The 18,734-nt window shown below is 57.9% G+C and carries 18 protein-coding genes; 4 read left to right on the top strand and 14 right to left on the bottom strand.

Annotation, left to right across the window (positions count from 1 at the left end):
* Positions 1–189: 189 nt before the first annotated feature.
* The gene (locus F2S13_RS11690; RefSeq protein ID WP_166360847.1) at positions 190–1,107 is read right to left on the bottom strand and encodes a Fic family protein; all 918 of its coding nucleotides are present in this window, start codon (positions 1,105–1,107) and stop codon (positions 190–192) included.
* Positions 1,108–1,373: 266 nt separating this feature from the next.
* On the opposite strand from F2S13_RS11690, the gene F2S13_RS11685 reads away from it, so the two are divergent.
* Positions 1,374–1,835, top strand: a complete 462-nt coding sequence (locus tag F2S13_RS11685) for an antitoxin Xre/MbcA/ParS toxin-binding domain-containing protein (protein WP_166360845.1) — start codon at positions 1,374–1,376, stop codon at positions 1,833–1,835.
* A gap of 433 nt (positions 1,836–2,268) precedes the next feature.
* On the opposite strand, the gene F2S13_RS11680 is transcribed toward F2S13_RS11685, so the two are convergent.
* The 7 genes from F2S13_RS11680 to rplM form a co-directional block, all read right to left on the bottom strand.
* Complete coding sequence (locus F2S13_RS11680; RefSeq protein ID WP_166360843.1) at positions 2,269–2,706, bottom strand: ClpXP protease specificity-enhancing factor; 438 nt, start codon at positions 2,704–2,706, stop codon at positions 2,269–2,271.
* Positions 2,707–2,723: 17 nt separating this feature from the next.
* Complete coding sequence (locus F2S13_RS11675; protein ID WP_166360841.1) at positions 2,724–3,341, bottom strand: glutathione S-transferase N-terminal domain-containing protein; 618 nt, start codon at positions 3,339–3,341, stop codon at positions 2,724–2,726.
* A 200-nt stretch (positions 3,342–3,541) separates the two neighbouring features.
* Positions 3,542–4,321, bottom strand: a complete 780-nt coding sequence (locus F2S13_RS11670) for a cytochrome c1 (protein WP_166360839.1) — start codon at positions 4,319–4,321, stop codon at positions 3,542–3,544.
* On the bottom strand, positions 4,321–5,532 hold the full coding sequence (locus tag F2S13_RS11665; RefSeq protein ID WP_166360837.1) for a cytochrome b: 1,212 nt from the start codon (positions 5,530–5,532) through the stop codon (positions 4,321–4,323). The genes F2S13_RS11670 and F2S13_RS11665 overlap by 1 nt, the downstream gene beginning before the upstream one ends.
* Positions 5,532–6,125, bottom strand: a complete 594-nt coding sequence (gene petA, locus F2S13_RS11660) for a ubiquinol-cytochrome c reductase iron-sulfur subunit (RefSeq protein ID WP_166360835.1) — start codon at positions 6,123–6,125, stop codon at positions 5,532–5,534. Before petA ends, F2S13_RS11665 begins: the two co-directional genes overlap by 1 nt.
* 264 nt (positions 6,126–6,389) lie before the next feature.
* Positions 6,390–6,782, bottom strand: a complete 393-nt coding sequence (rpsI, locus tag F2S13_RS11655; RefSeq protein ID WP_025261753.1) for a 30S ribosomal protein S9 — start codon at positions 6,780–6,782, stop codon at positions 6,390–6,392.
* Between the two features lie 14 nt (positions 6,783–6,796).
* On the bottom strand, positions 6,797–7,225 hold the full coding sequence (rplM, locus tag F2S13_RS11650; protein WP_007928449.1) for a 50S ribosomal protein L13: 429 nt from the start codon (positions 7,223–7,225) through the stop codon (positions 6,797–6,799).
* Positions 7,226–7,474: 249 nt separating this feature from the next.
* Here rplM and F2S13_RS11645 point away from each other — a divergent pair, with 249 nt between their 5' ends.
* A complete protein-coding gene (locus tag F2S13_RS11645; RefSeq protein WP_166360833.1) occupies positions 7,475–8,512 on the top strand; it encodes an NADP(H)-dependent aldo-keto reductase in 1,038 nt (345 codons plus the stop codon).
* Positions 8,513–8,645: 133 nt separating this feature from the next.
* Here the strand turns inward: F2S13_RS11645 and F2S13_RS11640 are convergent, their stop codons facing one another.
* A complete protein-coding gene (locus tag F2S13_RS11640) occupies positions 8,646–9,782 on the bottom strand; it encodes an acyl-CoA dehydrogenase family protein (RefSeq protein ID WP_166360831.1) in 1,137 nt (378 codons plus the stop codon).
* Between the two features lie 263 nt (positions 9,783–10,045).
* Between F2S13_RS11640 and F2S13_RS11635 the strand changes: the two genes are divergently transcribed.
* On the top strand, positions 10,046–10,921 hold the full coding sequence (locus F2S13_RS11635) for a GlxA family transcriptional regulator (protein WP_246237870.1): 876 nt from the start codon (positions 10,046–10,048) through the stop codon (positions 10,919–10,921).
* Positions 10,922–11,016: 95 nt separating this feature from the next.
* Here the strand turns inward: F2S13_RS11635 and zapE are convergent, their stop codons facing one another.
* From zapE to F2S13_RS11620, 3 genes are all read right to left on the bottom strand, one after another.
* On the bottom strand, positions 11,017–12,111 hold the full coding sequence (gene zapE / locus F2S13_RS11630) for a cell division protein ZapE (RefSeq protein ID WP_166360826.1): 1,095 nt from the start codon (positions 12,109–12,111) through the stop codon (positions 11,017–11,019).
* An 85-nt stretch (positions 12,112–12,196) separates the two neighbouring features.
* Positions 12,197–13,543: a tryptophan--tRNA ligase gene (locus tag F2S13_RS11625; RefSeq protein WP_166360824.1), complete on the bottom strand. Its 1,347-nt coding sequence runs from the start codon at positions 13,541–13,543 to the stop codon at positions 12,197–12,199.
* A gap of 24 nt (positions 13,544–13,567) precedes the next feature.
* Positions 13,568–14,203, bottom strand: a complete 636-nt coding sequence (locus F2S13_RS11620) for an alpha/beta hydrolase (RefSeq protein WP_166360822.1) — start codon at positions 14,201–14,203, stop codon at positions 13,568–13,570.
* Between the two features lie 139 nt (positions 14,204–14,342).
* Here F2S13_RS11620 and F2S13_RS11615 point away from each other — a divergent pair, with 139 nt between their 5' ends.
* On the top strand, positions 14,343–14,777 hold the full coding sequence (locus F2S13_RS11615; RefSeq protein ID WP_166360820.1) for a ZapG family protein: 435 nt from the start codon (positions 14,343–14,345) through the stop codon (positions 14,775–14,777).
* Between the two features lie 1,068 nt (positions 14,778–15,845).
* Here the strand turns inward: F2S13_RS11615 and cysN are convergent.
* Together cysN and cysD are read right to left on the bottom strand one after the other, a co-directional pair.
* Positions 15,846–17,747, bottom strand: a complete 1,902-nt coding sequence (gene cysN, locus F2S13_RS11610) for a sulfate adenylyltransferase subunit CysN (RefSeq protein ID WP_166360818.1) — start codon at positions 17,745–17,747, stop codon at positions 15,846–15,848.
* A 14-nt stretch (positions 17,748–17,761) separates the two neighbouring features.
* Complete coding sequence (gene cysD, locus F2S13_RS11605; protein ID WP_166360816.1) at positions 17,762–18,679, bottom strand: sulfate adenylyltransferase subunit CysD; 918 nt, start codon at positions 18,677–18,679, stop codon at positions 17,762–17,764.
* Positions 18,680–18,734 lie beyond the last annotated feature (55 nt).

The following is an 18,734-nucleotide window of genomic DNA, read 5'->3' as shown; positions in this document are numbered from 1 at the left end:
TAGAGTTAAACGCCACTCCTTTGCACTACCGGCGTGCGCTGGTTATGTCCATTCATTTGGGTACAGAGCCAGAGCCCGATTGGTCATAATACTAACTCGATTGGGATGCCTTCTATCTGTATTGGAACGCCATGCCGGTCTCCCACGGTCAAGCCGAAGCCCCTTAATTGGGGCTTTTTTTTGCCTGTGTTAAAGAGATCGATTATGGATGTGGCTGCGTATCAAGCGTTGGTGCAGATCCGGAAGGATATTTTCCGCAAACCAGACTGGTATGCCTACCTCCAGCGTACAGGCGTTAGATGACGGGCTTACCACCAGGCCAATGTTGATCAACCTAGCGACCTGATCGTGTGCTTCTTCAGGCTGAAGTCCGGTAAAGACCTCGAACTCAGCGCGAGGTAGCGCGCCTTGGATCAGAAGCGCGAGGAAAGCTGGCGCAGCTTCTGGCCTGACTCCCGTTTTTTGTAACCGCGAGTTTGTTCTGAGCGCATGCAAGACCGCTTCACGAAGCTTGTGACGAGTCATAGCAGCTGTCATGTAATCCACTTCTTCATGGCAGACATCAAGCATGAACTCAATGAAGGTGAGAGAGGTTTTTCCTGACAGCTGGATACCATGATCGAATTCCCTCTCTCGGGTGCGATCAGTCATGGCGAAGGCAGCGTGATATTCCTCGTGTCTACGGGCCAAGCCGCGAGCAAGCGACCACAGTTGCGGATGCAAACCGAGTTGAGCGAAATGCAAACGCACGATCCTCCTAGCCACAACCCCATCCCCATCGGGAGGTGGTTGAACTTGCAGAAGGCGATGGTGGTGGTCTAACGCTGCAACGATACGTCGACGAAGCTCTGTGATGGAGCCTCGTGTGGATTGCTGGCTCTCAAAGTTACGTGAATCTTTCAGCACCTCCGGCACAGTGTGGTGCCCGTCGATGATTCTTGAGTAACCAGCGTCAGAGGCCATCAGCAGTCTGCTCAAGCACGCAGCGGTTTCGGGTGCGACCATGCCGGCGAGAAATGCTGTCTTCGCCACCAGCGCATCTGTACTCGCCAGAATCAGCGGAGGAATCGAATCGGGGGCCGGGAGGAGGCAATGCTTAATGGTCATCTGCGCGAATATCTGTAATAGGGCATTGCTTCATTCACGGCACTGACACTATCTGTGCTTGAAGCGCTTGTCATGCGCCAAGTATAGATTTTAAAAGTGGTAGCACGGCGCATACCATTTCGTGGGAGTCACGAAGGCTCAGAGACCAGGATGATTTCGTTACCCATCCATATCACGTCTTCCCGTGCCTGATAGACCTCCACAGCGGGTAATGCAGATGTCGCTAGTTCGGGCCCACTGGCCCGGCTTAGCCTTAGGTTTTTCAGATGGAGGTGAAAGTGCTGTCGTCAGTAGCGGAGTACCAACCTAGCCCATCAATCTCTGGGAACATTTGGGTAACCTTAGGATTGCCTTCGCGCGGCACAAGGCTTTATGACCTCATACACTTAGGCCTACCATTCGAGCACCTCAATCAGATAGCGACCCTTCTGCGGATGGAGCGAGACGTCGTATCTACGGTGATTGGCGTATCGTCCACAATTTTGGCACGTAGGGCGAAAGCAGGACGTTTCAACACCGTCGAAAGCGACCGCTTGGTTGCATTGATAGCTCTCTATGAGGGAGCCCTTTCCCTGTTTGAAGACGACTTCGCTGCTGCGACGGAATGGATGAACTCGCCGGCTCGAGGGCTTGGTTCAAGGCGTCCGCAGGACATGTTGAGGACGAGGGTGGAGACGAATGCTGTCCTTGACCTTATCGGTCGACTGGAGAGAGGAGTGCTTGTTTGAGATACACCAAGGGCTCCATCGAAAAGCGGGAGCCAAGCTTATTTTTGCTATCGCTCCTTCGGGCCTCGAGGCCCGGCTTACTTATTCAGCCGAGCATCTCTCTAATGATTGAAGCAACATTTCTAACGTCGTCTATTCCTCGGTGATAGACATTGGGTAGGAAGGGAGGAGAGCCGTCCTCATCCACCAGTACGGCCATATGTAGGCCATCAGTGGCGGTGAAGGCATTTGGTCGGGAGGTTGGGCTCGGCGAGATGTTAATTGCCGGAAAATAAAAAACCCCAGCGGCTCACGCCGGCTGGGAGCTGGGAGTAGTACAACCAATAGTACATGTACCAAAAATCAGATTCGGCCAGAGGCCACGCACTCACTCACTCATAGAGAATTAGTATAGTTTTGTGCTGTTAAGAGGTCCGTGATCGCCTTTTTTTTGTTACTTAACCACTTTCAGACTTGGCCGACCACTTGGACGCGGTGGCTGCCCACCTGACGGCGGACCATCGTCATCCGGCTCAGACCCCGAGCCGAAGTCCTCTTCGCCCTCGTCATCGTCGACTACAGGGGGTTCCAGGTCAAAGACCATACCCTGACCATTCTCCCGGGCATAAATACCCAGGATCGCACCTGTAGGCACGTACAAGGTATGCGCCACACCACCAAAGCGACCTTCGAAGCTCACCGCTTCATTATCCATATGCAGATGACGGACGGCGCTGGGCGAAATGTTCAGGACGATCTGGCCATCACTGGCAAAACCCTGCGGAATCTGTACCGCCGGGTATTCGGCATTGACCAGCATATGCGGGGTGCAATCGTTGTCCACGATCCATTCGTAGAGTGCGCGCACCAAATAGGGACGACTGGAATTCATCTACAGCTCCTTACAACCTAGCGCATTTCACGTTCAGCGGCGGAGAGACTGGCCTGGAAGGCCTCCCGCGCAAACTGACGCTCCATATAGTCGAGCAACGGCTTGGCTGGCCGCGGCAATTCGATACCCAGAATCGGCAATCGCCAAAGTATTGGCAATAGACAACAATCGACCAGGCTTTGCTCCTCACTCAGAAAATAAGGCTTGTCGGCGAACAACGGCGACACGCCCGTGAGACTTTCACGCAACTCCTTGCGCGCTTGCACGCGGGCCGCTTCCTTGCTGCGCGGGTCGAGAATCAGATCGACCAGGCCGCACCAGTCGCGCTGAATGCGATGGATCAGCAGGCGACTGTTGGCGCGCGCCACGGGATAGACGGGCAGTAGCGGCGGATGCGGATAACGCTCATCCAGGTATTCCATCACCACCGTGGACTCATACAACGCCAGGTCACGATCGACCAGCGTCGGCACACTGCCATAAGGATTCACTTCGATCAGTTTAGGCGGATGACGACCTGCCTCAACGTTAATGATCTCGGCGCTGACACCCTTCTCGGCGAGAACGATGCGCACCCGATGAGAATAGTGGTCGGCGGGGTCGGAGTAACAGGCCAACCGGTTGGTCACGCCCATGGCGGTCCTCCTCGCGTGTTGAAATTATCAAAGATACAAATACAAACGCGCCCTGGGAACGTCTCTGTAACAAGTATGCCTGAACAGACCTCCAGGGACATCGACCCGGATCGCTCCGGATCGATTACCTTGCCTGCTCCACATCCGCTACTTCAGAGACGCCTCAGGGCGCGCAATCAACAGCAAAACCTACAACGTGATCAATGCACGTCTTTCCAGTATTCGCGTTTCAGCAGATAGGCGAATACGAAGAAGAACGCCAGGTACAGCAGCACATAGGTACCGATGCGATGGCTCTGCAGCTTGACCGGGTTGGCCGAGTAGGCCAGGAAGGTCACCAGGTTCTTGACCTTCTCGTCGAACTGCTCTGCGTTCAGGGTACCGGATTTCGGCACGATGGTCAGCTGATCACAGGCTTCGTGGGTCAGCGGCGTACCGGTCAACGGGTCGAACTGCTTCTTGCCCTCGGCCACTGTCTGAACCTGCTTGCAACCTACGACCTGACGACCCTGCAGTCCCGCCAGAACGTTCGGCATACCCACGTTCGGGAATACCTTGTTGTTCACACCCCAAGGGCGAGCCGGATCTTCGTAGAACGAACGCAGGTAGGTGTACAGCCAGTCAGTACCGCGAACCCGGGCCACCAGGGTCAGGTCGGGCGGTGCAGCGCCGAACCAGGTCTTGGCATCCGCCGGTTGCATGCCGATGCTCATGTGGTCGCCGATCTTGGCGCCGGTGAACACCAGTTTTTCCAGCATCAGCTCGTGCGGGATGCTCAGGTCATCGGCCACGCGCTCGTAACGCTGGAACTTGGCACTGTGGCAGCCCATGCAGTAGTTCGCAAAGGTGCGTGCACCGTCTTGCAGGGCAGCCTTGTCAGTAAGGTCGATGTCGACCTTGTCCAGTTCAACGCCATGCTCGGCCGCGAAGGTCAGGGCTGGCATCACTGCAAGAATCAATACCGCAAATAGTTTTTTCATCAGCCAGTCACCCTTTCCGGAACCGGTTTGGTCTTCTCGAGCCTGGTGTAGAAAGGCATCAGAATGAAGTAGGCGAAGTACAGGAAGGTACATACCTGCGACAGCAACGTACGACCCGGAGTCGGCGCCAGGACACCCAACACGCCCAGGATCACGAAGCAGATGCAGAACACCACCAGCCAGATCTTGCTCATCCAGCCCTTGTAGCGCATGGACTTGACCGGACTGCGGTCCAGCCATGGCAACACGAACAGGACGGCGATCGCAGCACCCATGGCGATTACACCCAGGAGCTTGTCCGGAACGGCACGCAAGATGGCGTAGAACGGGGTGAAGTACCAGACCGGAGCAATGTGCTCAGGGGTCTTGAAGGCGTTTGCCACTTCGAAGTTCGGCTTCTCGAGGAAATAGCCGCCCATCTCCGGAAAGAAGAACACGACTGCGCAGAACACGAACAGGAACACGACGACGCCGACGATGTCCTTGACGGTGTAGTAAGGGTGGAACGCGATGCCGTCGAGCGGTACGCCGTTCTCATCCTTGAACTTCTTGATGTCCACGCCTTGCGGGTTGTTCGAACCCACTTCGTGCAGCGCCAGGATGTGCAGGACAACCAGGCCCAGGATCACGATCGGCAGGGCAACCACGTGCAGTGCGAAGAAGCGATTCAGGGTGATCCCGGAAATCAGGTAGTCACCACGGATCCACTGGGTCAGGTCACCGCCGATGACCGGAATGGCACCGAACAGCGAGATGATCACCTGGGCACCCCAGTACGACATCTGACCCCACGGCAGCAGGTAACCCATGAAGGCTTCAGCCATCAGGGCCAGGTAGATCAGCATGCCAAACACCCAGACCAGCTCGCGCGGCTTCTGGTACGAACCGTAGAGCAGGCCACGGAACATGTGCAGGTAAACCACGATGAAGAACGCCGAAGCGCCGGTGGAGTGCAGGTAACGCAGGATCCAGCCGTACTCGACGTCACGCATGATGTATTCGACGGAGGCAAACGCCTCTTCCGCCGAAGGGGTGTAGCTCATGGTCAGCCATACGCCGGTGACGATCTGGTTGACCAGCACCAACAAGGCCAGGGAGCCAAAGAAATAGAAGAAGTTGAAGTTCTTCGGGGCGTAATACTTGCTGAGATGGTCTTCCCACATTTTGGTTGCGGGAAAGCGCGCATCGACCCAATCCATGAACTTGCTCATCACGCTTTCTCCGTATCGACGCCGACGACAATGATGTCATCCGACTCATAGGAATGCGGGGGTACTGGCAGGTTCAAAGGCGCAGGTTGCGACTTGTAGACGCGGCCAGCCAGATCGTAGTGGGAACCGTGGCAGGGGCAGAAATAACCGCCGACCCAGTCTTTGCCCAGATCCGCAGGCGCCACTTCGGGACGGAAGGTCGGAGAGCAGCCCAGGTGAGTGCAGATACCGATCAGCAGCAGGATTTCCGGCTTGATCGAACGCACTTCCGGGTCGACGTAGGTTGGTTGAACCGAATTCTTGGAGTCCGGGTCAGACAACTGGCCCTCAATCTTTTTCAGATTGGACAGGATCTCCTCTGTACGGCGGACGATGAATACCGGTTGACCGCGCCATTCAGCAATCATTTGCTGGCCCGGTTCAATCTTGCTGATATTCACTTTCACCGCGGCACCAGCGGCTTTCGCCTTGGCACTGGGAAACCATGACCCCACGAACGGGACCGCAGCCCCCACCGCTCCTGCAGCACCCACCACGGACGTGGCGGCTACAAGGAAGCGACGCCGGCCTGCATTCACGCCGTCATTGCTCATTCAGTCCTCTCCCATCAGCTTTGTGGCCTGTTTGATCAGGCGTCTACTAAGTAAATTCTGAACTGCGTAAAAATTTGCCGCATGGTAAAGAAAAGCCCCTTTTCTGACAAGGTAATTACCTATGGCAAAAGGCTGCATCCCTTGTAGCCCTTGACTTGCGTCTATGCGGCAAGTTGTCACACCAAATACACACTCTAGTTCATCAGGCATAAAAAAAGCCCAGTTCCATAAAAGGAACTGGGCTTTTTTGAACGCAAAAGCGAATTAACGCTTGGAGTATTGCGGACGCTTACGCGCTTTACGCAGACCCACTTTCTTACGTTCTACTTCACGAGCGTCACGAGTGACGTAGCCTGCTTTACGCAGAGCGCTGCGCAGAGTCTCGTCGTATTGCATCAGAGCGCGGGTGATACCGTGGCGGATTGCACCGGCTTGACCGCTGACACCACCACCGATAACGGTGACGTAGATGTCGAACTTTTCAACGGTTTCGGTCAGTTCCAGCGGCTGACGAACTACCATGCGGGCAGTTTCGCGGCCGAAGAACACGTCCAGAGAACGGTTGTTGATGGAGATGTTGCCAGTACCCGGACGCAGGAAAACGCGTGCGGTTGCAGTCTTACGACGGCCAGTGCCGTAGTTTTGAGTCGCCGACATAATGAACTATTCCGTTAAATCTTCAGTTCTTGGGGCTGCTGAGCAGTATGAGGGTGAGCAGCGCCCGCATAGACTTTCAGCTTACGGTACATGTCGCGACCCAGCGGGTTCTTAGGCAGCATGCCTTTGACCGCGGTCTCGATCACGCGCTCAGGGGCCTTGGCGATCAGCTTTTCAAAGTTGATCGACTTGATGCCGCCCGGGAAACCGGAGTGGGAGTAGTACATTTTGTCAGTGGTCTTGGCGCCAGTGACACGAACCTGCTCAGCATTGATCACGACGATGTAGTCGCCGGTATCCACGTGCGGAGTGTACTCAGGCTTATGCTTGCCACGCAGACGGCTCGCGATCTCAGTGGCCAGACGACCCAGGGTCTGACCAGCAGCGTCAACGACGAACCAGTCGCGCTTTACTGTTTCCGGTTTAGCAGTAAAAGTTTTCATTCTTTATAGCCTCAGAGGCCGCCCAGCAAAATTAAGACGGCAGATCTTACTGAATAGTGCGTACTTTGACAAGTCAAAGGCAGCCGGATACAGACGCTATCGGGGGCTCGGGTCAGCGCGTCCAATATACGGCAAGATTCTTCGGCAAGCGGCGCATCACTTCCACTGCAGAGAGAGGTGCCGAATTATCCAGATTGCAGAAAAAATATCAACCTGCTTTTATGATTCCTTTGCCTTTGGGAGATGCAAATGGACTATCGCAAGCTGGGCCGCACCGATCTGAATGTCAGCGCCTTGTGCCTTGGAACCATGACCTGGGGCGAACAGAACAGCCAGGATGAGGCCTTTTCCCAGATCGCCCGAGCCAAAAAGGCCGGCATCAATTTCATCGACACTGCGGAAATGTACCCGGTACCACCCCGCCCGGAGACCTACGCCAGTACCGAACGCTATATCGGCAACTGGTTCCAGGCCCAGGGCGATCGCGCGGACTGGATCCTCGCCAGCAAGGTCGCCGGCCCCGGCAACGGTATCAGTCACATCCGTGACGGACAGCTCAAGCACAACCACGAACACATCGTTGCGGCCCTGGATGCCAGCCTCAAGCGCTTGCAGACCGACTGGATCGACCTCTACCAGCTGCACTGGCCGGAACGCAGCACCAATTTCTTCGGCAAGCTGGGTTACCAGCATCAGGAAGAAAGCTTCACACCGCTCGAGGAAACCCTCGAGGTACTCGACGAACAGGTCAAGGCGGGCAAGATCCGTCACATCGGCCTGTCCAACGAAACGCCATGGGGCACCATGAGATTCCTGCAACTGGCCGAAAGCCGCGGCTGGCCGCGCGCGGTGTCGATCCAGAACCCCTACAACCTGCTCAACCGCAGCTTCGAGGTCGGCCTGGCCGAGGTTTCCATTCGCGAGCAGTGTGGCTTGCTCGCCTATTCACCGCTGGCGTTCGGCATGCTTTCGGGCAAGTACGAAAATGGCGCCCGCCCAAGCAATGGTCGCCTGACCCTGTTCAGCCGCTTTACCCGCTACTCCAACCCACAAACGATCGCCGCCTGCAGCCGCTACGTGGCCCTGGCTCGGGAGCATGGACTGGACCCGGCACAGATGGCCCTGGCGTTCGTCACCCAGCAGCCGTTCGTGACCAGCAACATCATCGGAGCCACGTCGCTTGAGCAGCTGGAGAGCAATCTGGGGAGCTTCGAGCTGAAGCTTTCGGAGGAAGTGCTGGCGGGGATCGAGGCGATTCACAAGGATCAGCCTAATCCGGCGCCGTAGGGATTGTTGCTGAAGGTCCTTCGGCCCTTAATCGCTGGCAAGCCAGCTCCCACAGGGTATTGCGGTGAACTCTGTGGGAGCTGCGGTGCGACGACTCGACTTGCCAGCGATCGGCCGCAACGCGGCCGCCCTCTCACAACGACCTGGCAATAATCTCCTTCATGATCTCATTGGTCCCCGCATAAATCCGCTGCACCCGCGCGTCCGCCCAGGCCCGCGCAATCGGGTATTCCCACATGAATCCATAGCCACCATGCAACTGCACGCATTCGTCGAGCACCTTGCATTGCAAGTCCGTACCCCAGTACTTGGCCATGGCCGCCGTCGGCACATCGAGCTTGCCTTGCAGATGCAGCTCCAGACAGCGATCGACGAACACTCGGCCGATTTGCACCTCGGTGGCGATTTCCGCCAGCTTGAAACGCGTGTTCTGGAAATCGGCGATGGCCTGGCCGAAAGCCTTGCGGTCGCGCGTGTACTCCAGGGTCCACTGCAGAGCCGCCTCGGCCGACGCCAGGCCGCCTATGGCGACCGTCAGGCGCTCCTGGGGCAATTCCTGCATCAGGTAGGCAAACCCCTGCCCGGCCTGCCCCAACAGGTTCTCCCTGGGCACACGGACGTCCTGGAAGAACAACTCGGAGGTGTCCTGCGCTTTCATGCCGACTTTTTCCAGCCGCTTGCCCTTTTCGAAGCCCGGCATGCCGGCCTCCACCAGAAACAGGCTGGTACCCTTGGCGCCGGCCTTCGGATCGGTCTTGGCCACAACTATCACCAGGTCCGCCAGGAACCCATTGGTGATGAAGGTCTTGGAGCCATTGATCACGTATTCATCACCGTCCAGCACCGCCGTGGTCTTGACCCCTTGCAGGTCTGACCCCGCTCCCGGCTCGGTCATGGCAATGGCACTGACCATCTCGCCGGACACCAGTCTGGGCAGGTATTTGAGCTTCAGCGCTTCGCTGCCGTAGTGAAGGATGTAGGGCGCGACGATATCGGAATGCAGGGAAAATCCGATGCCGGTCAAACCCAGGCGCCCGATTTCCTCAATGACCACCGCACTGTAGAGAAAATCGGCAGCCATCCCGCCATAGGCTTCCGGCAGGTGCGAACAGAGCATCCCCGCCTCCCCTGCCTTGCTCCAGAGACTGCGGTCGATGTACCCCTGCTTCTCCCACTGGGCGTGAAAAGGCACGGCCTCTTTCTCGAGAAACCTGCGCACGCTTTCGCGAAACAATTCGTGCTCGGAGCTGAATATCGTTCTGGGAATCATGCTGACACCTTCGCAATCCATGGAGGTTGGAAAGAGACTATGCCGCGAATCTGACGTGGAACACTGGACACAAGCGCCAAAAAATAAGACGATCCAGCCGTTTGCTGACCACTATCCCATATAAGAATAAAGAAATGATGTTTACCCCGCACACCGCGTCCTTGCGACGCGTCAGTATCCTGGCCACCGATAAAGTGTTCGCTTCGACACTTACGCAAGCCAAGGATTTTTTCTACCTCGCCAGCCTGCGCTACGGCAAGCAGATGGGCCTTGGCCTGAAGCCGATTTTCGAAACGCGCCTGGTCAGCCCCGATGGCCAACCGGTTTGCAGTTTCAGCGAAGTCGTGTTGCCGGTGGATGGCGGCCTGGAAGACACCGACGTGATCGTTCTCCCGGCATTCTGGGAAGACTTCGACGTCCTGTGCAATCGCTACCCGCAAGTCCTGCCCTGGCTGCGCGAGCAACACGCCAAGGGCGCGGTGCTATGCGGCGAGGCCAGTGGCGTGTTCTGGCTGGCCGAAGCAGGCCTGCTCGAGGGCAAGGAAGCGACCACTTACTGGCGCTTCTTCAGTGAGTTCGGCGAGCGCTATCCGAATGTCAGCCTCAACCCGGACAAGCACCTGACCGACGCCGACAACCTGTATTGCGCCGGCGGCACGACCTCGGCCTGCGACTTGTATATCTACTTGATCGAGCGTTTCTGCGGCGCCAATGTCGCCCAGGCCGTGGCCCGCGACACGCTCTATGAAGTCCAGCGCAACTACGCGCCGGGCCGGATCGGCTTTGGCGGGCAGAAGTTGCACCAGGACCTGGTCATCCTGCAGATCCAGCAATGGCTGGAAGTGCATTTCGCCGACAAGTTCCGCTTCGAGGACGTCGCCCGCGAACACGGCATGAGCATCCGCAACTTCATGCGCCGCTTCCAGACTGCTACCGGCGACAAGCCCCTGCACTACCTGCAACGACTGCGCATTGAAACAGCCAAGGGCCTGCTCTCGAGTAGTCGCAAGAGCATCAAGACAATCAGCTATGAAGTGGGTTATGACGACGCCAGCTTCTTTGCGCGACTGTTTCGTCAGCATACCGAGCTGTCACCAAACCAGTATCGGCAGCAGTTTGTGCAGGAAGTGGAAGCGTAGGTGCAAGAGACACACCTCGTTCCCACGCTCTGCGTGGGAACGCCGGAGCGTCAGGGGATGCATTCCCACGCGGAGCGTGGGAACGAGGGTCAGCCTTAAGGCTTATGCGCCCGCGAAAGGAATTCGTGGGACTGCATCTCCAGCAACCGGCTGAGCGTACGCTGGAACTCGAAGTTCAAGCGACCACCGGTGTACAGGTCCTTGAGCTCGACTTCAGCCGAGATGATCAGCTTGACGTTACGGTCATAGAATTCGTCGACCATGTTGATGAAGCGCCGGGCGATGTCATCGGTGGCCACCCCCATCTGCTCCACACCACCTAGCAGCACGGCATGGAAAATCTTGCCCAGTTCGATGTAGTCGTTCTGGCTGCGCGGGCCGTCGCACAATTCGCGGAAGTCGAACCAGGCCACGTCGTCGCAGGTGCGCAACGCCTTGATTTCGCGGTTCTCGATGATCAATACATCGTTTTCCACGGCCGCCGTGCATTCCGGCGTCAGGGCACGGAAACTCTTGCGCAGGCTTTCGTGGGCCGCTTCATCGAGCGGGAAGTGGTACAGCTCGGCCTGCTCCAGATGGCGCAGGCGGTAATCCACGCCGCTGTCGACGTTGACGATATCCGTGTTCTGCTTGATCAGGGCGATCGCCGGCAGGAATCGCGCACGCTGCAGGCCATCCTTGTACAGACCGTCGGGCACGATGTTCGAGGTGGCGACCAGGGTCACGCCGTTCTTGAACAGCTCTTCCATCAACGTACCGAGAATCATGGCATCGGTGATATCGGAAACGAAGAATTCGTCGAAGCAGATGACCCGCGCCTCATCGGAGAAGCGCTTGGCGATGATCGTCAGCGGGTTCTTCTCGCCCTTGAGGGTTTTCATCTCTTCGTGCACGCGCTTCATGAAGCGGTGGAAGTGCGTACGCGCCTTCTGCTTGAACGGCAGGGCCTCGAAGAAGGTATCGACCAGGTAGGTCTTGCCCCGGCCCACGCCACCCCAGAAGTACAAGCCCTTGACCGGCGCCTGTTCCTTCTTGCCGAACAGCTTGCCGAACACGCCCGGCTTGTTGTGCTGCGCCGCCACCAGATCGTCGTACAGGCGCTGCAGATGGCGCACGGCGGTTTCCTGCGCGGCGTCATGGAAGAATTCAGGGCGTTTCAGATCTGCTTGGTATCGTTCTAGGGGCGTCATAATTCGTTAGCAAGGCAACAAAAACGGGCCGACACTGTAGCGACGGCCCTGGAATATGGCAATCGGACTTCCGATTAACCGTGGTTCATTCCTGCGGCTGCAGGGCCACACGCAAGGCGGCAATCGCGGCATCCCGGGCAGCATCGTCGGCGAACGTCGGGCTGTCGGCGACACAGGCGCCTTCCAGCCACAGGCTGAAACTGCCCGCTTCGCTGCGAACGTCAAGCTCCTGTCCTTGCTGCAACTGCTTGGTCACGGCACCAGCCGTCTTGCCGTCGGCAAAACCGCGGGAAAGCAGCAATTGCTCGCCATCGGCCGCCAGCAGGCGGAAACGGAAACTGCCGTCGTCTTCACGGAAGCTGACGAAGCGCGCAGTTTTCGCGGCCTTCTTCCTGGCGCCGGCAGTGCTTTGCACTTCGCTGCGGAAAGAACGCAGGCCAACCGCCTCACGCAACTGCTCGAGGAACGGCGTTGCCAGCTTGCGAGCTTTCTGCGCGCCAGCCAGGAGGATGTCTTCCAGGTCGGCCGGGCGCTCGATGAATTGGTGATAACGCTCGCGAGCCTCGCTCAGCTCGCCGTCCAGCAGCTGGAACAGACGCTGCTTGGCCTCGCCCCAACCCAGCCCCTGCAGCAGCTCGGAACGGAACTCAGCGGCTTGTGCCGGGTTGGCGAAGGCCTGGAACAGGGTGAACAGGTGCGAGTTGTCCGGATCCTTGGCTTCACCCGGGGCACGGGAGTCGGTGACGATGCGCGAGATCGCGTCTTTCATGTCCTTGGCGCTGCTGAACAACGGAATGGTGTTGTCATAGCTCTTGGACATCTTGCGTCCGTCCAGCCCCGGCAGCGTTGCCACGCTTTCCTCGATCAGGGCTTCGGGCATGACGAAGAATTCCTTGCCCTGGCCGAACAGATGATTGAAGCGCTGGCCGATGTCGCGGGCCATCTCGACGTGCTGGATCTGGTCGCGACCGACCGGCACCTTGTGCGCGTTGAACATCAGGATGTCCGCCGCCATCAGTACCGGGTAGCTGTACAAGCCCATGGTAATGCCGGCATCCGGGTCTTCACCGGTTTCGACGTTCTTGTCCACCGAAGCCTTGTAGGCATGGGCGCGATTGAGCAGGCCCTTGGCCGCAACGCAGGTCAGCAACCAGGTCAGCTCGGGGATCTCGGGAATATCGGATTGGCGATAGAAGGTCACACGATCGACATCCAGACCGGCCGCCAGCCAGGTCGCAGCGATTTCCAGGCGCGAGCGCTGGATGCGCAACGGGTCGTCACACTTGATCAGCGCATGGTAGTCGGCCAGGAAATAGAACGAATCGACATCGTTCTGGCGACTGGCGACGATCGCCGGACGAATGGCACCGGCATAGTTGCCGAGGTGCGGCGTGCCGGTGGTGGTGATACCGGTAAGGATACGAGTGGTCATGGTTAATCGCTTATCAGGCTTCAATCAGTTCGAAAGACGCGGCAGCACCAGATCCTTGAGGTCGGTCAGCTTGCCGTGGAAAAAGTGTCCGCATTCTGCCACTTTCAGCAGCTCATGGGGGCGTTCGAGGGTGTCGGACCAATCGTAAACCAGCTGCGGCTCGACGACCTCATCGACGTCAGGCTGGATCACCGTCAACGGGCAGCGCTGTGGCAACGGGTTTTCGGCGCCCAGGCGCATCACGGCAGGTGCCACCATGAACAGATGCGCCAACGACGCACCAGCGGCCTCCAGGCGGCCTCCGAGGCTGGCCGCGACAAAACCGCCAAAAGAAAAACCGAACAGGGTCAACGGCAGATCGGGGTGTTGCTCGATCAACCATTTGGCAGCAGCCTGGGCGTCATCGACCTCGCCGGTGCCCATGTCATGGCTGCCGGCACTGGCACCCACGCCACGATAATTGAAACGCAGGGTGATCAAACCGGCATCGCGTGCGGTACGCTGTAGCGTAGAGACCACCTTGTTGAGCATGGTGCCGCCCTGGACCGGGTTCGGATGGCAGATGAGCGCCATGCCACGAGCGTCTGGCACATCGAGGTAAAGGGCTTCCAGTTGGCCTACCGGCCCGTTGATAAATATGGGGGTTTCGCGGATAAGCAAGAAGGTACTCCGTGACCTCTGGTAGGGTCGACTCGTCTAGCTGAATGATTCTGTCTGACATATTTGCGAGCGTATCGCGGTATACAGCGCAGGTCCGAGCCGTTAACGTAAAGCAAAGCCGTTTATAGAGGAAGGACTCGTGGAACTATCGCTCTTGGTCTGGTTATTGCCGACCCTCGCCCTGGTGGCCGGTGTCGTCATTGGTTTCCTGGTCGCTCGCCTGCTGCCCAACGCCGCCCCGAGCAGCACTCAACGGCAGCTGGACGACATTCAGGAACGTTTCGACAGTTACCAGAATGAAGTGGTGACCCACTTCAACAGCACCGCCGCACTGGTGACCAAACTCACCCAGAGCTACCAGGAGGTCCAGGACCATCTGGCCGAAGGCGCCAACCGCCTGGCGCTGGACGAAGTGACCCGCCAACGCCTGCTGGCCTCCCTGCACGCCGACGCAGGCCCTGCGCCTCGCGAACGCCTGACCCCGCCACGGGATTCGGAGCCACCGCGCGACTACGCCCCCAAGGCACCGAACGCGCCGGGGATGCTGGATGAGCATTATGGGTTGAAGCGCTAGGCGACTGCCCGCCTCGCAATAAAAAAGCCCGCCATTCATTCGAATGGCGGGCTTTTTTATTTATTTCGCGAAGTCAGTTTTTCAATGGTGCTTGCTGCTTCATTTTCGCTGCAGATCGTCAACAGAACAGAGCCTGCTTCCTACCCGTAGTAATAACATATCGGACGTATCCCACACACATATCGGATACAAGTGATTTATGACCATCCGAGTCATATCTAAATTACCCTGACACTTCAGGAGCACAATATGAAACCAACAATTTTAATTAGCATAATTCTTCTCTCGGGCTGCACCGCTTGGGACAGATGCAGCAAATGCCAAAGCACAGACAATAATTACAAATGCTGGATGGATCCATATGCTCCAGGCTGCGCCTCAGGCAACAATCAAAATCGACCCGTTTTTGAAGTCATTAAGCCATGATGACCACCCAACCCTTCATCAAATATCAAAATCCCACGTCCAAGACGCTTGGTAAATCTTCTTTGGCTTTGGAAAGCGCCCGGGAACAAAGCCAAATCGAGCCCAGCCGAGCCTGCCATCGCGCTGGTCATATATCACTAGATTTCCGTCATCCTGCAGCACCATACAGCTGTTATACTAAAGTGACTTATCAGTAGACTGCGTCGCTTCCGCGATCCAGAGCCTCTTCCTTCCTGGATCATAAAGAAAGCCATTATTACTGACTACGAATTGCAAAGGCTCACGCATGCGTTTCTGATAAACAGTTCTGCTATAAATCTGAGACCCATCCGCAACCCAGACAATAGCCGCACCATCACTCAGCACAAGATTGCCATCCCCCTGTAACGTCAACCGAAAGCGCCCATTTCCTGAAAGCAAATACTGCCCAGGCGACATGGTTTGGTTCGGTGGAAGCACTGGCGTGCCACTCGCCAGGAATGGAGTATACGTAATAGCCATATTTACACCTCGAATTCATGAGTTGTTGAGAGCTCATTTAAACAAGGTGAATCGCCGAAACTTCCATATATATCGCTGGACACAAAAAAAAACCGCCATAGCCGAAGCCATGGCGGTTTTTTGCATTACCAGAGCCAGCGCTTAGATCGCGCCACGCCCCCGCAACAGATCCAGCACCTGCTTGACGCCCTCTTCCAGCGACACGCTCTGGGTATCGATCACCAGATCGGCATCCAGCGGCACGTCATACGGGAAGGACTCACCCGGGATGTTGTCGCCAGCGGCGGCATACAGCCCTTGTGGGTCACGCGCGCGGCACGCCTGCGGCGAGGCCTGCACGTACACGGTCAGCAAGCGTTCCTTGCCGATCAGCGCCTTGGCCTGTTCGCGCCCTTCGTAGTCTGGGGCGACGAAGGCGGCCAGGGTCAGCAGGCCAGCTTCGTTGAACTGACGGGCTACATGGGCGGCACGGCGCCAGTTCTCGGTACGTCCGGCGCGGTCCTGTGGCAGGCCCTTGTTCAGGTCGTGGCGCAGGTTCTGGCCGTCGAGCACGTAGACCGCACGGCCCATGTCGAACAGCTTGCGTTCCACGGCATAGGCCAGGGTGCTCTTGCCGGCCCCGGACAGGCCGCTGAACAGCACGGTGGCAGGCTGCTGGCCGAAGCGCGCTGCGCGCTCTTCGGTGGCCACGTGGGCCAGTTTGCCGTGGTGACCGACGCTGCCGTGTGGGACCACCGGCGGGGCGATGATCATGCCGGCGCCGACGGTGCCGTTGGTCAGGCGGTCGATGACGATGAACGCACCGGTGGTGCGGTTGCTGTCGTAACCGTCCAGGGCGATTGGTGCGTCCAGGCTGATCTTGACCTTGCCGATTTCATTGAGCTGCAAGGCGCTGCCCGGGCCTTCGGCCAGGGTGTTGACGTCGACCTTGTGCACGATATTGGCGATCGAGCCCGGCACGTAGCTGGTGGCGCGCTTGATGTCGTATTTCTTGCCCGGCAGCATGGGTTCTTCGGCCATCCATACCAGCATGGCTTCGAACTGATCGGTCACCGGCGGCACGTTGTCGGCATGGACCAACAGATCGCCACGGGAGATGTCGATCTCGTCTTCCATGGTCAGGGTCACGGCCTGGCCGGGGCCGGCCTGTTCCAGTTCACCTTCGAAGGTGACGATGGACTTGACCCGGCTGCTCTTGCCCGACGGCAGCACGACGACTTCGTCGCCCTTGTGCACGACGCCGCTGGCCAGGGTGCCAGCGAAGCCACGGAAGTTCAGGTTCGGACGGTTGACGTACTGCACCGGGAAACGCAGGTCGGTGAAGTTGCGATCACCCGCCACTTCCACGGTCTCGAGGATTTCCATCAGCGACTGGCCGGTGTACCACGGCGAACGCTCGCTGCGGTTGACCACGTTGTCGCCCTTGAGCGCAGACATCGGCACGAAGTGCAGGCTGCTTGGCTTGAGCTTGATGCCTTCGGCAAATTGCAGGTAGTCGGCCTTGATCGACTCGAACACCTGCTCATCGAAGCCCTTGAGGTCCATCTTGTTGATGGCGACGACGATATGCTTGATGCCCAGCAGGGACGCGATGAAGCTGTGGCGACGGGTCTGGGTCTGCACACCATAACGGGCGTCGACCAGGATGATCGCCAGGTCACAGGTCGAAGCACCGGTGGCCATGTTGCGGGTGTACTGCTCGTGGCCCGGGGTATCGGCAATGATGAACTTGCGCTTGGCCGTGGAGAAGTAACGGTAGGCCACATCGATGGTGATGCCTTGCTCGCGCTCGGCCTGCAGGCCATCGACCAGCAGTGCCAGGTCGATATCGTCACCGGTGGTGCCGACTTTCTTCGAGTCGCGGGTAATGGCTTCCAGATGGTCTTCGTAGATCATCTTGGAGTCGTGCAGCAGGCGCCCGATCAGGGTGCTCTTGCCGTCGTCGACGTTGCCACAAGTCAAAAAGCGCAGCAGTTCCTTGCGTTCATGCTGGGCCAGGTAGGCGAGGATATCCTCGCTAATCAATTCGGATTGGTGCGACATGAGTTGACCCTAACTTAGAAATAACCCTGACGTTTCTTGTCTTCCATCGAGCCTGCGCCATCGTGGTCGATGACCCGGCCCTGGCGCTCGGAAGTGCGCGTCAGGAGCATTTCCTGAATGATGTCCGTCAGGCTGGTCGCCTCGGACTCCACCGCGCCCGTCAACGGGTAGCAGCCAAGGGTACGGAAACGCACCTTCTTCTTGACGATACGAGCCTTTTCCTCGTCGGATAGGTGCTCGAGGATGCGCTCGTCGTCGATCATGATCAGGGTGCCATTCTTCTCGATGACATCACGCTCGGCGGCGAAGTACAGCGGCACGATCGGGATGCCTTCAAGGTAGATGTATTGCCAGATGTCCAGCTCGGTCCAGTTCGACAGCGGGAATACCCGGATCGACTCGCCCTTGTTGACCTTGCCGTTGTAGACGTTCCACAGCTCCGGACGCTGGTTCTTCGGATCCCAGCGGTGCTTGCTGTCGCGGAAGGAGTACACGCGCTCCTTGGCGCGGGATTTCTCTTCGTCGCGGCGCGCGCCACCGAAGGCTGCATCGAAGCCGTACTTGTCCAGGGCCTGTTTCAGGCCTTCGGTCTTCATGATGTCGGTGTGCTTGGCGCTGCCGTGGGTGAAGGGGTTGATCCCTTGTGCCACGCCCTCGGGGTTCACGTGAGTGATCAGGTCCAGGCCCAGCTCCTCGACCATCTTGTCGCGGAAGCTGTACATCTCCTGGAATTTCCACTGGGTGTCGACGTGCATCACCGGAAACGGCAGCTTGCCCGGGAAGAACGCCTTGCGCGCCAGGTGCAGCATCACGGCGGAGTCCTTGCCGATGGAGTACAGCATCACCGGGTTATCGAACTCGGCGGCCACCTCACGAATGATGTGGATGCTCTCCGCCTCCAACTGTTTCAAATGCGTCAGTTTGTCGACCATGGCTACTCACGGAAAATCGATCTTATGGACGGCCAGCGGGCCGTGTTCGCGCTGG

It is taken from the genome of Pseudomonas akapageensis, assembly GCF_011355085.1.
In the GTDB taxonomy this organism is placed as follows: Bacteria; Pseudomonadota; Gammaproteobacteria; order Pseudomonadales; family Pseudomonadaceae; genus Aquipseudomonas; species Aquipseudomonas akapageensis.
The sequence above is the reverse complement of the archived record's forward strand: the minus strand, read 5'-3'. Positions and strand labels throughout refer to the sequence as shown.

Excerpts from the sequence above, each read along its gene's own strand:
- F2S13_RS11690 (WP_166360847.1), bottom strand. The coding sequence starts at position 1,107 with ATGACCATTAAGCATTGCCTCCTCCCGGCCCCCGATTCGATTCCTCCG.
- F2S13_RS11685 (WP_166360845.1), top strand. The coding sequence starts at position 1,374 with ATGGAGGTGAAAGTGCTGTCGTCAGTAGCGGAGTACCAACCTAGCCCA.
- F2S13_RS11680 (WP_166360843.1), bottom strand. The coding sequence starts at position 2,706 with ATGAATTCCAGTCGTCCCTATTTGGTGCGCGCACTCTACGAATGGATC.
- F2S13_RS11675 (WP_166360841.1), bottom strand. The coding sequence starts at position 3,341 with ATGGGCGTGACCAACCGGTTGGCCTGTTACTCCGACCCCGCCGACCAC.
- F2S13_RS11670 (WP_166360839.1), bottom strand. The coding sequence starts at position 4,321 with ATGAAAAAACTATTTGCGGTATTGATTCTTGCAGTGATGCCAGCCCTG.
- F2S13_RS11665 (WP_166360837.1), bottom strand. The coding sequence starts at position 5,532 with ATGAGCAAGTTCATGGATTGGGTCGATGCGCGCTTTCCCGCAACCAAA.
- petA (WP_166360835.1), bottom strand. The coding sequence starts at position 6,125 with ATGAGCAATGACGGCGTGAATGCAGGCCGGCGTCGCTTCCTTGTAGCC.
- rpsI (WP_025261753.1), bottom strand. The coding sequence starts at position 6,782 with ATGTCGGCGACTCAAAACTACGGCACTGGCCGTCGTAAGACTGCAACC.
- rplM (WP_007928449.1), bottom strand. The coding sequence starts at position 7,225 with ATGAAAACTTTTACTGCTAAACCGGAAACAGTAAAGCGCGACTGGTTC.
- F2S13_RS11645 (WP_166360833.1), top strand. The coding sequence starts at position 7,475 with ATGGACTATCGCAAGCTGGGCCGCACCGATCTGAATGTCAGCGCCTTG.
- F2S13_RS11640 (WP_166360831.1), bottom strand. The coding sequence starts at position 9,782 with ATGATTCCCAGAACGATATTCAGCTCCGAGCACGAATTGTTTCGCGAA.
- F2S13_RS11635 (WP_246237870.1), top strand. The coding sequence starts at position 10,046 with ATGGGCCTTGGCCTGAAGCCGATTTTCGAAACGCGCCTGGTCAGCCCC.
- zapE (WP_166360826.1), bottom strand. The coding sequence starts at position 12,111 with ATGACGCCCCTAGAACGATACCAAGCAGATCTGAAACGCCCTGAATTC.
- F2S13_RS11625 (WP_166360824.1), bottom strand. The coding sequence starts at position 13,543 with ATGACCACTCGTATCCTTACCGGTATCACCACCACCGGCACGCCGCAC.
- cysN (WP_166360818.1), bottom strand. The coding sequence starts at position 17,747 with ATGTCGCACCAATCCGAATTGATTAGCGAGGATATCCTCGCCTACCTG.
- cysD (WP_166360816.1), bottom strand. The coding sequence starts at position 18,679 with ATGGTCGACAAACTGACGCATTTGAAACAGTTGGAGGCGGAGAGCATC.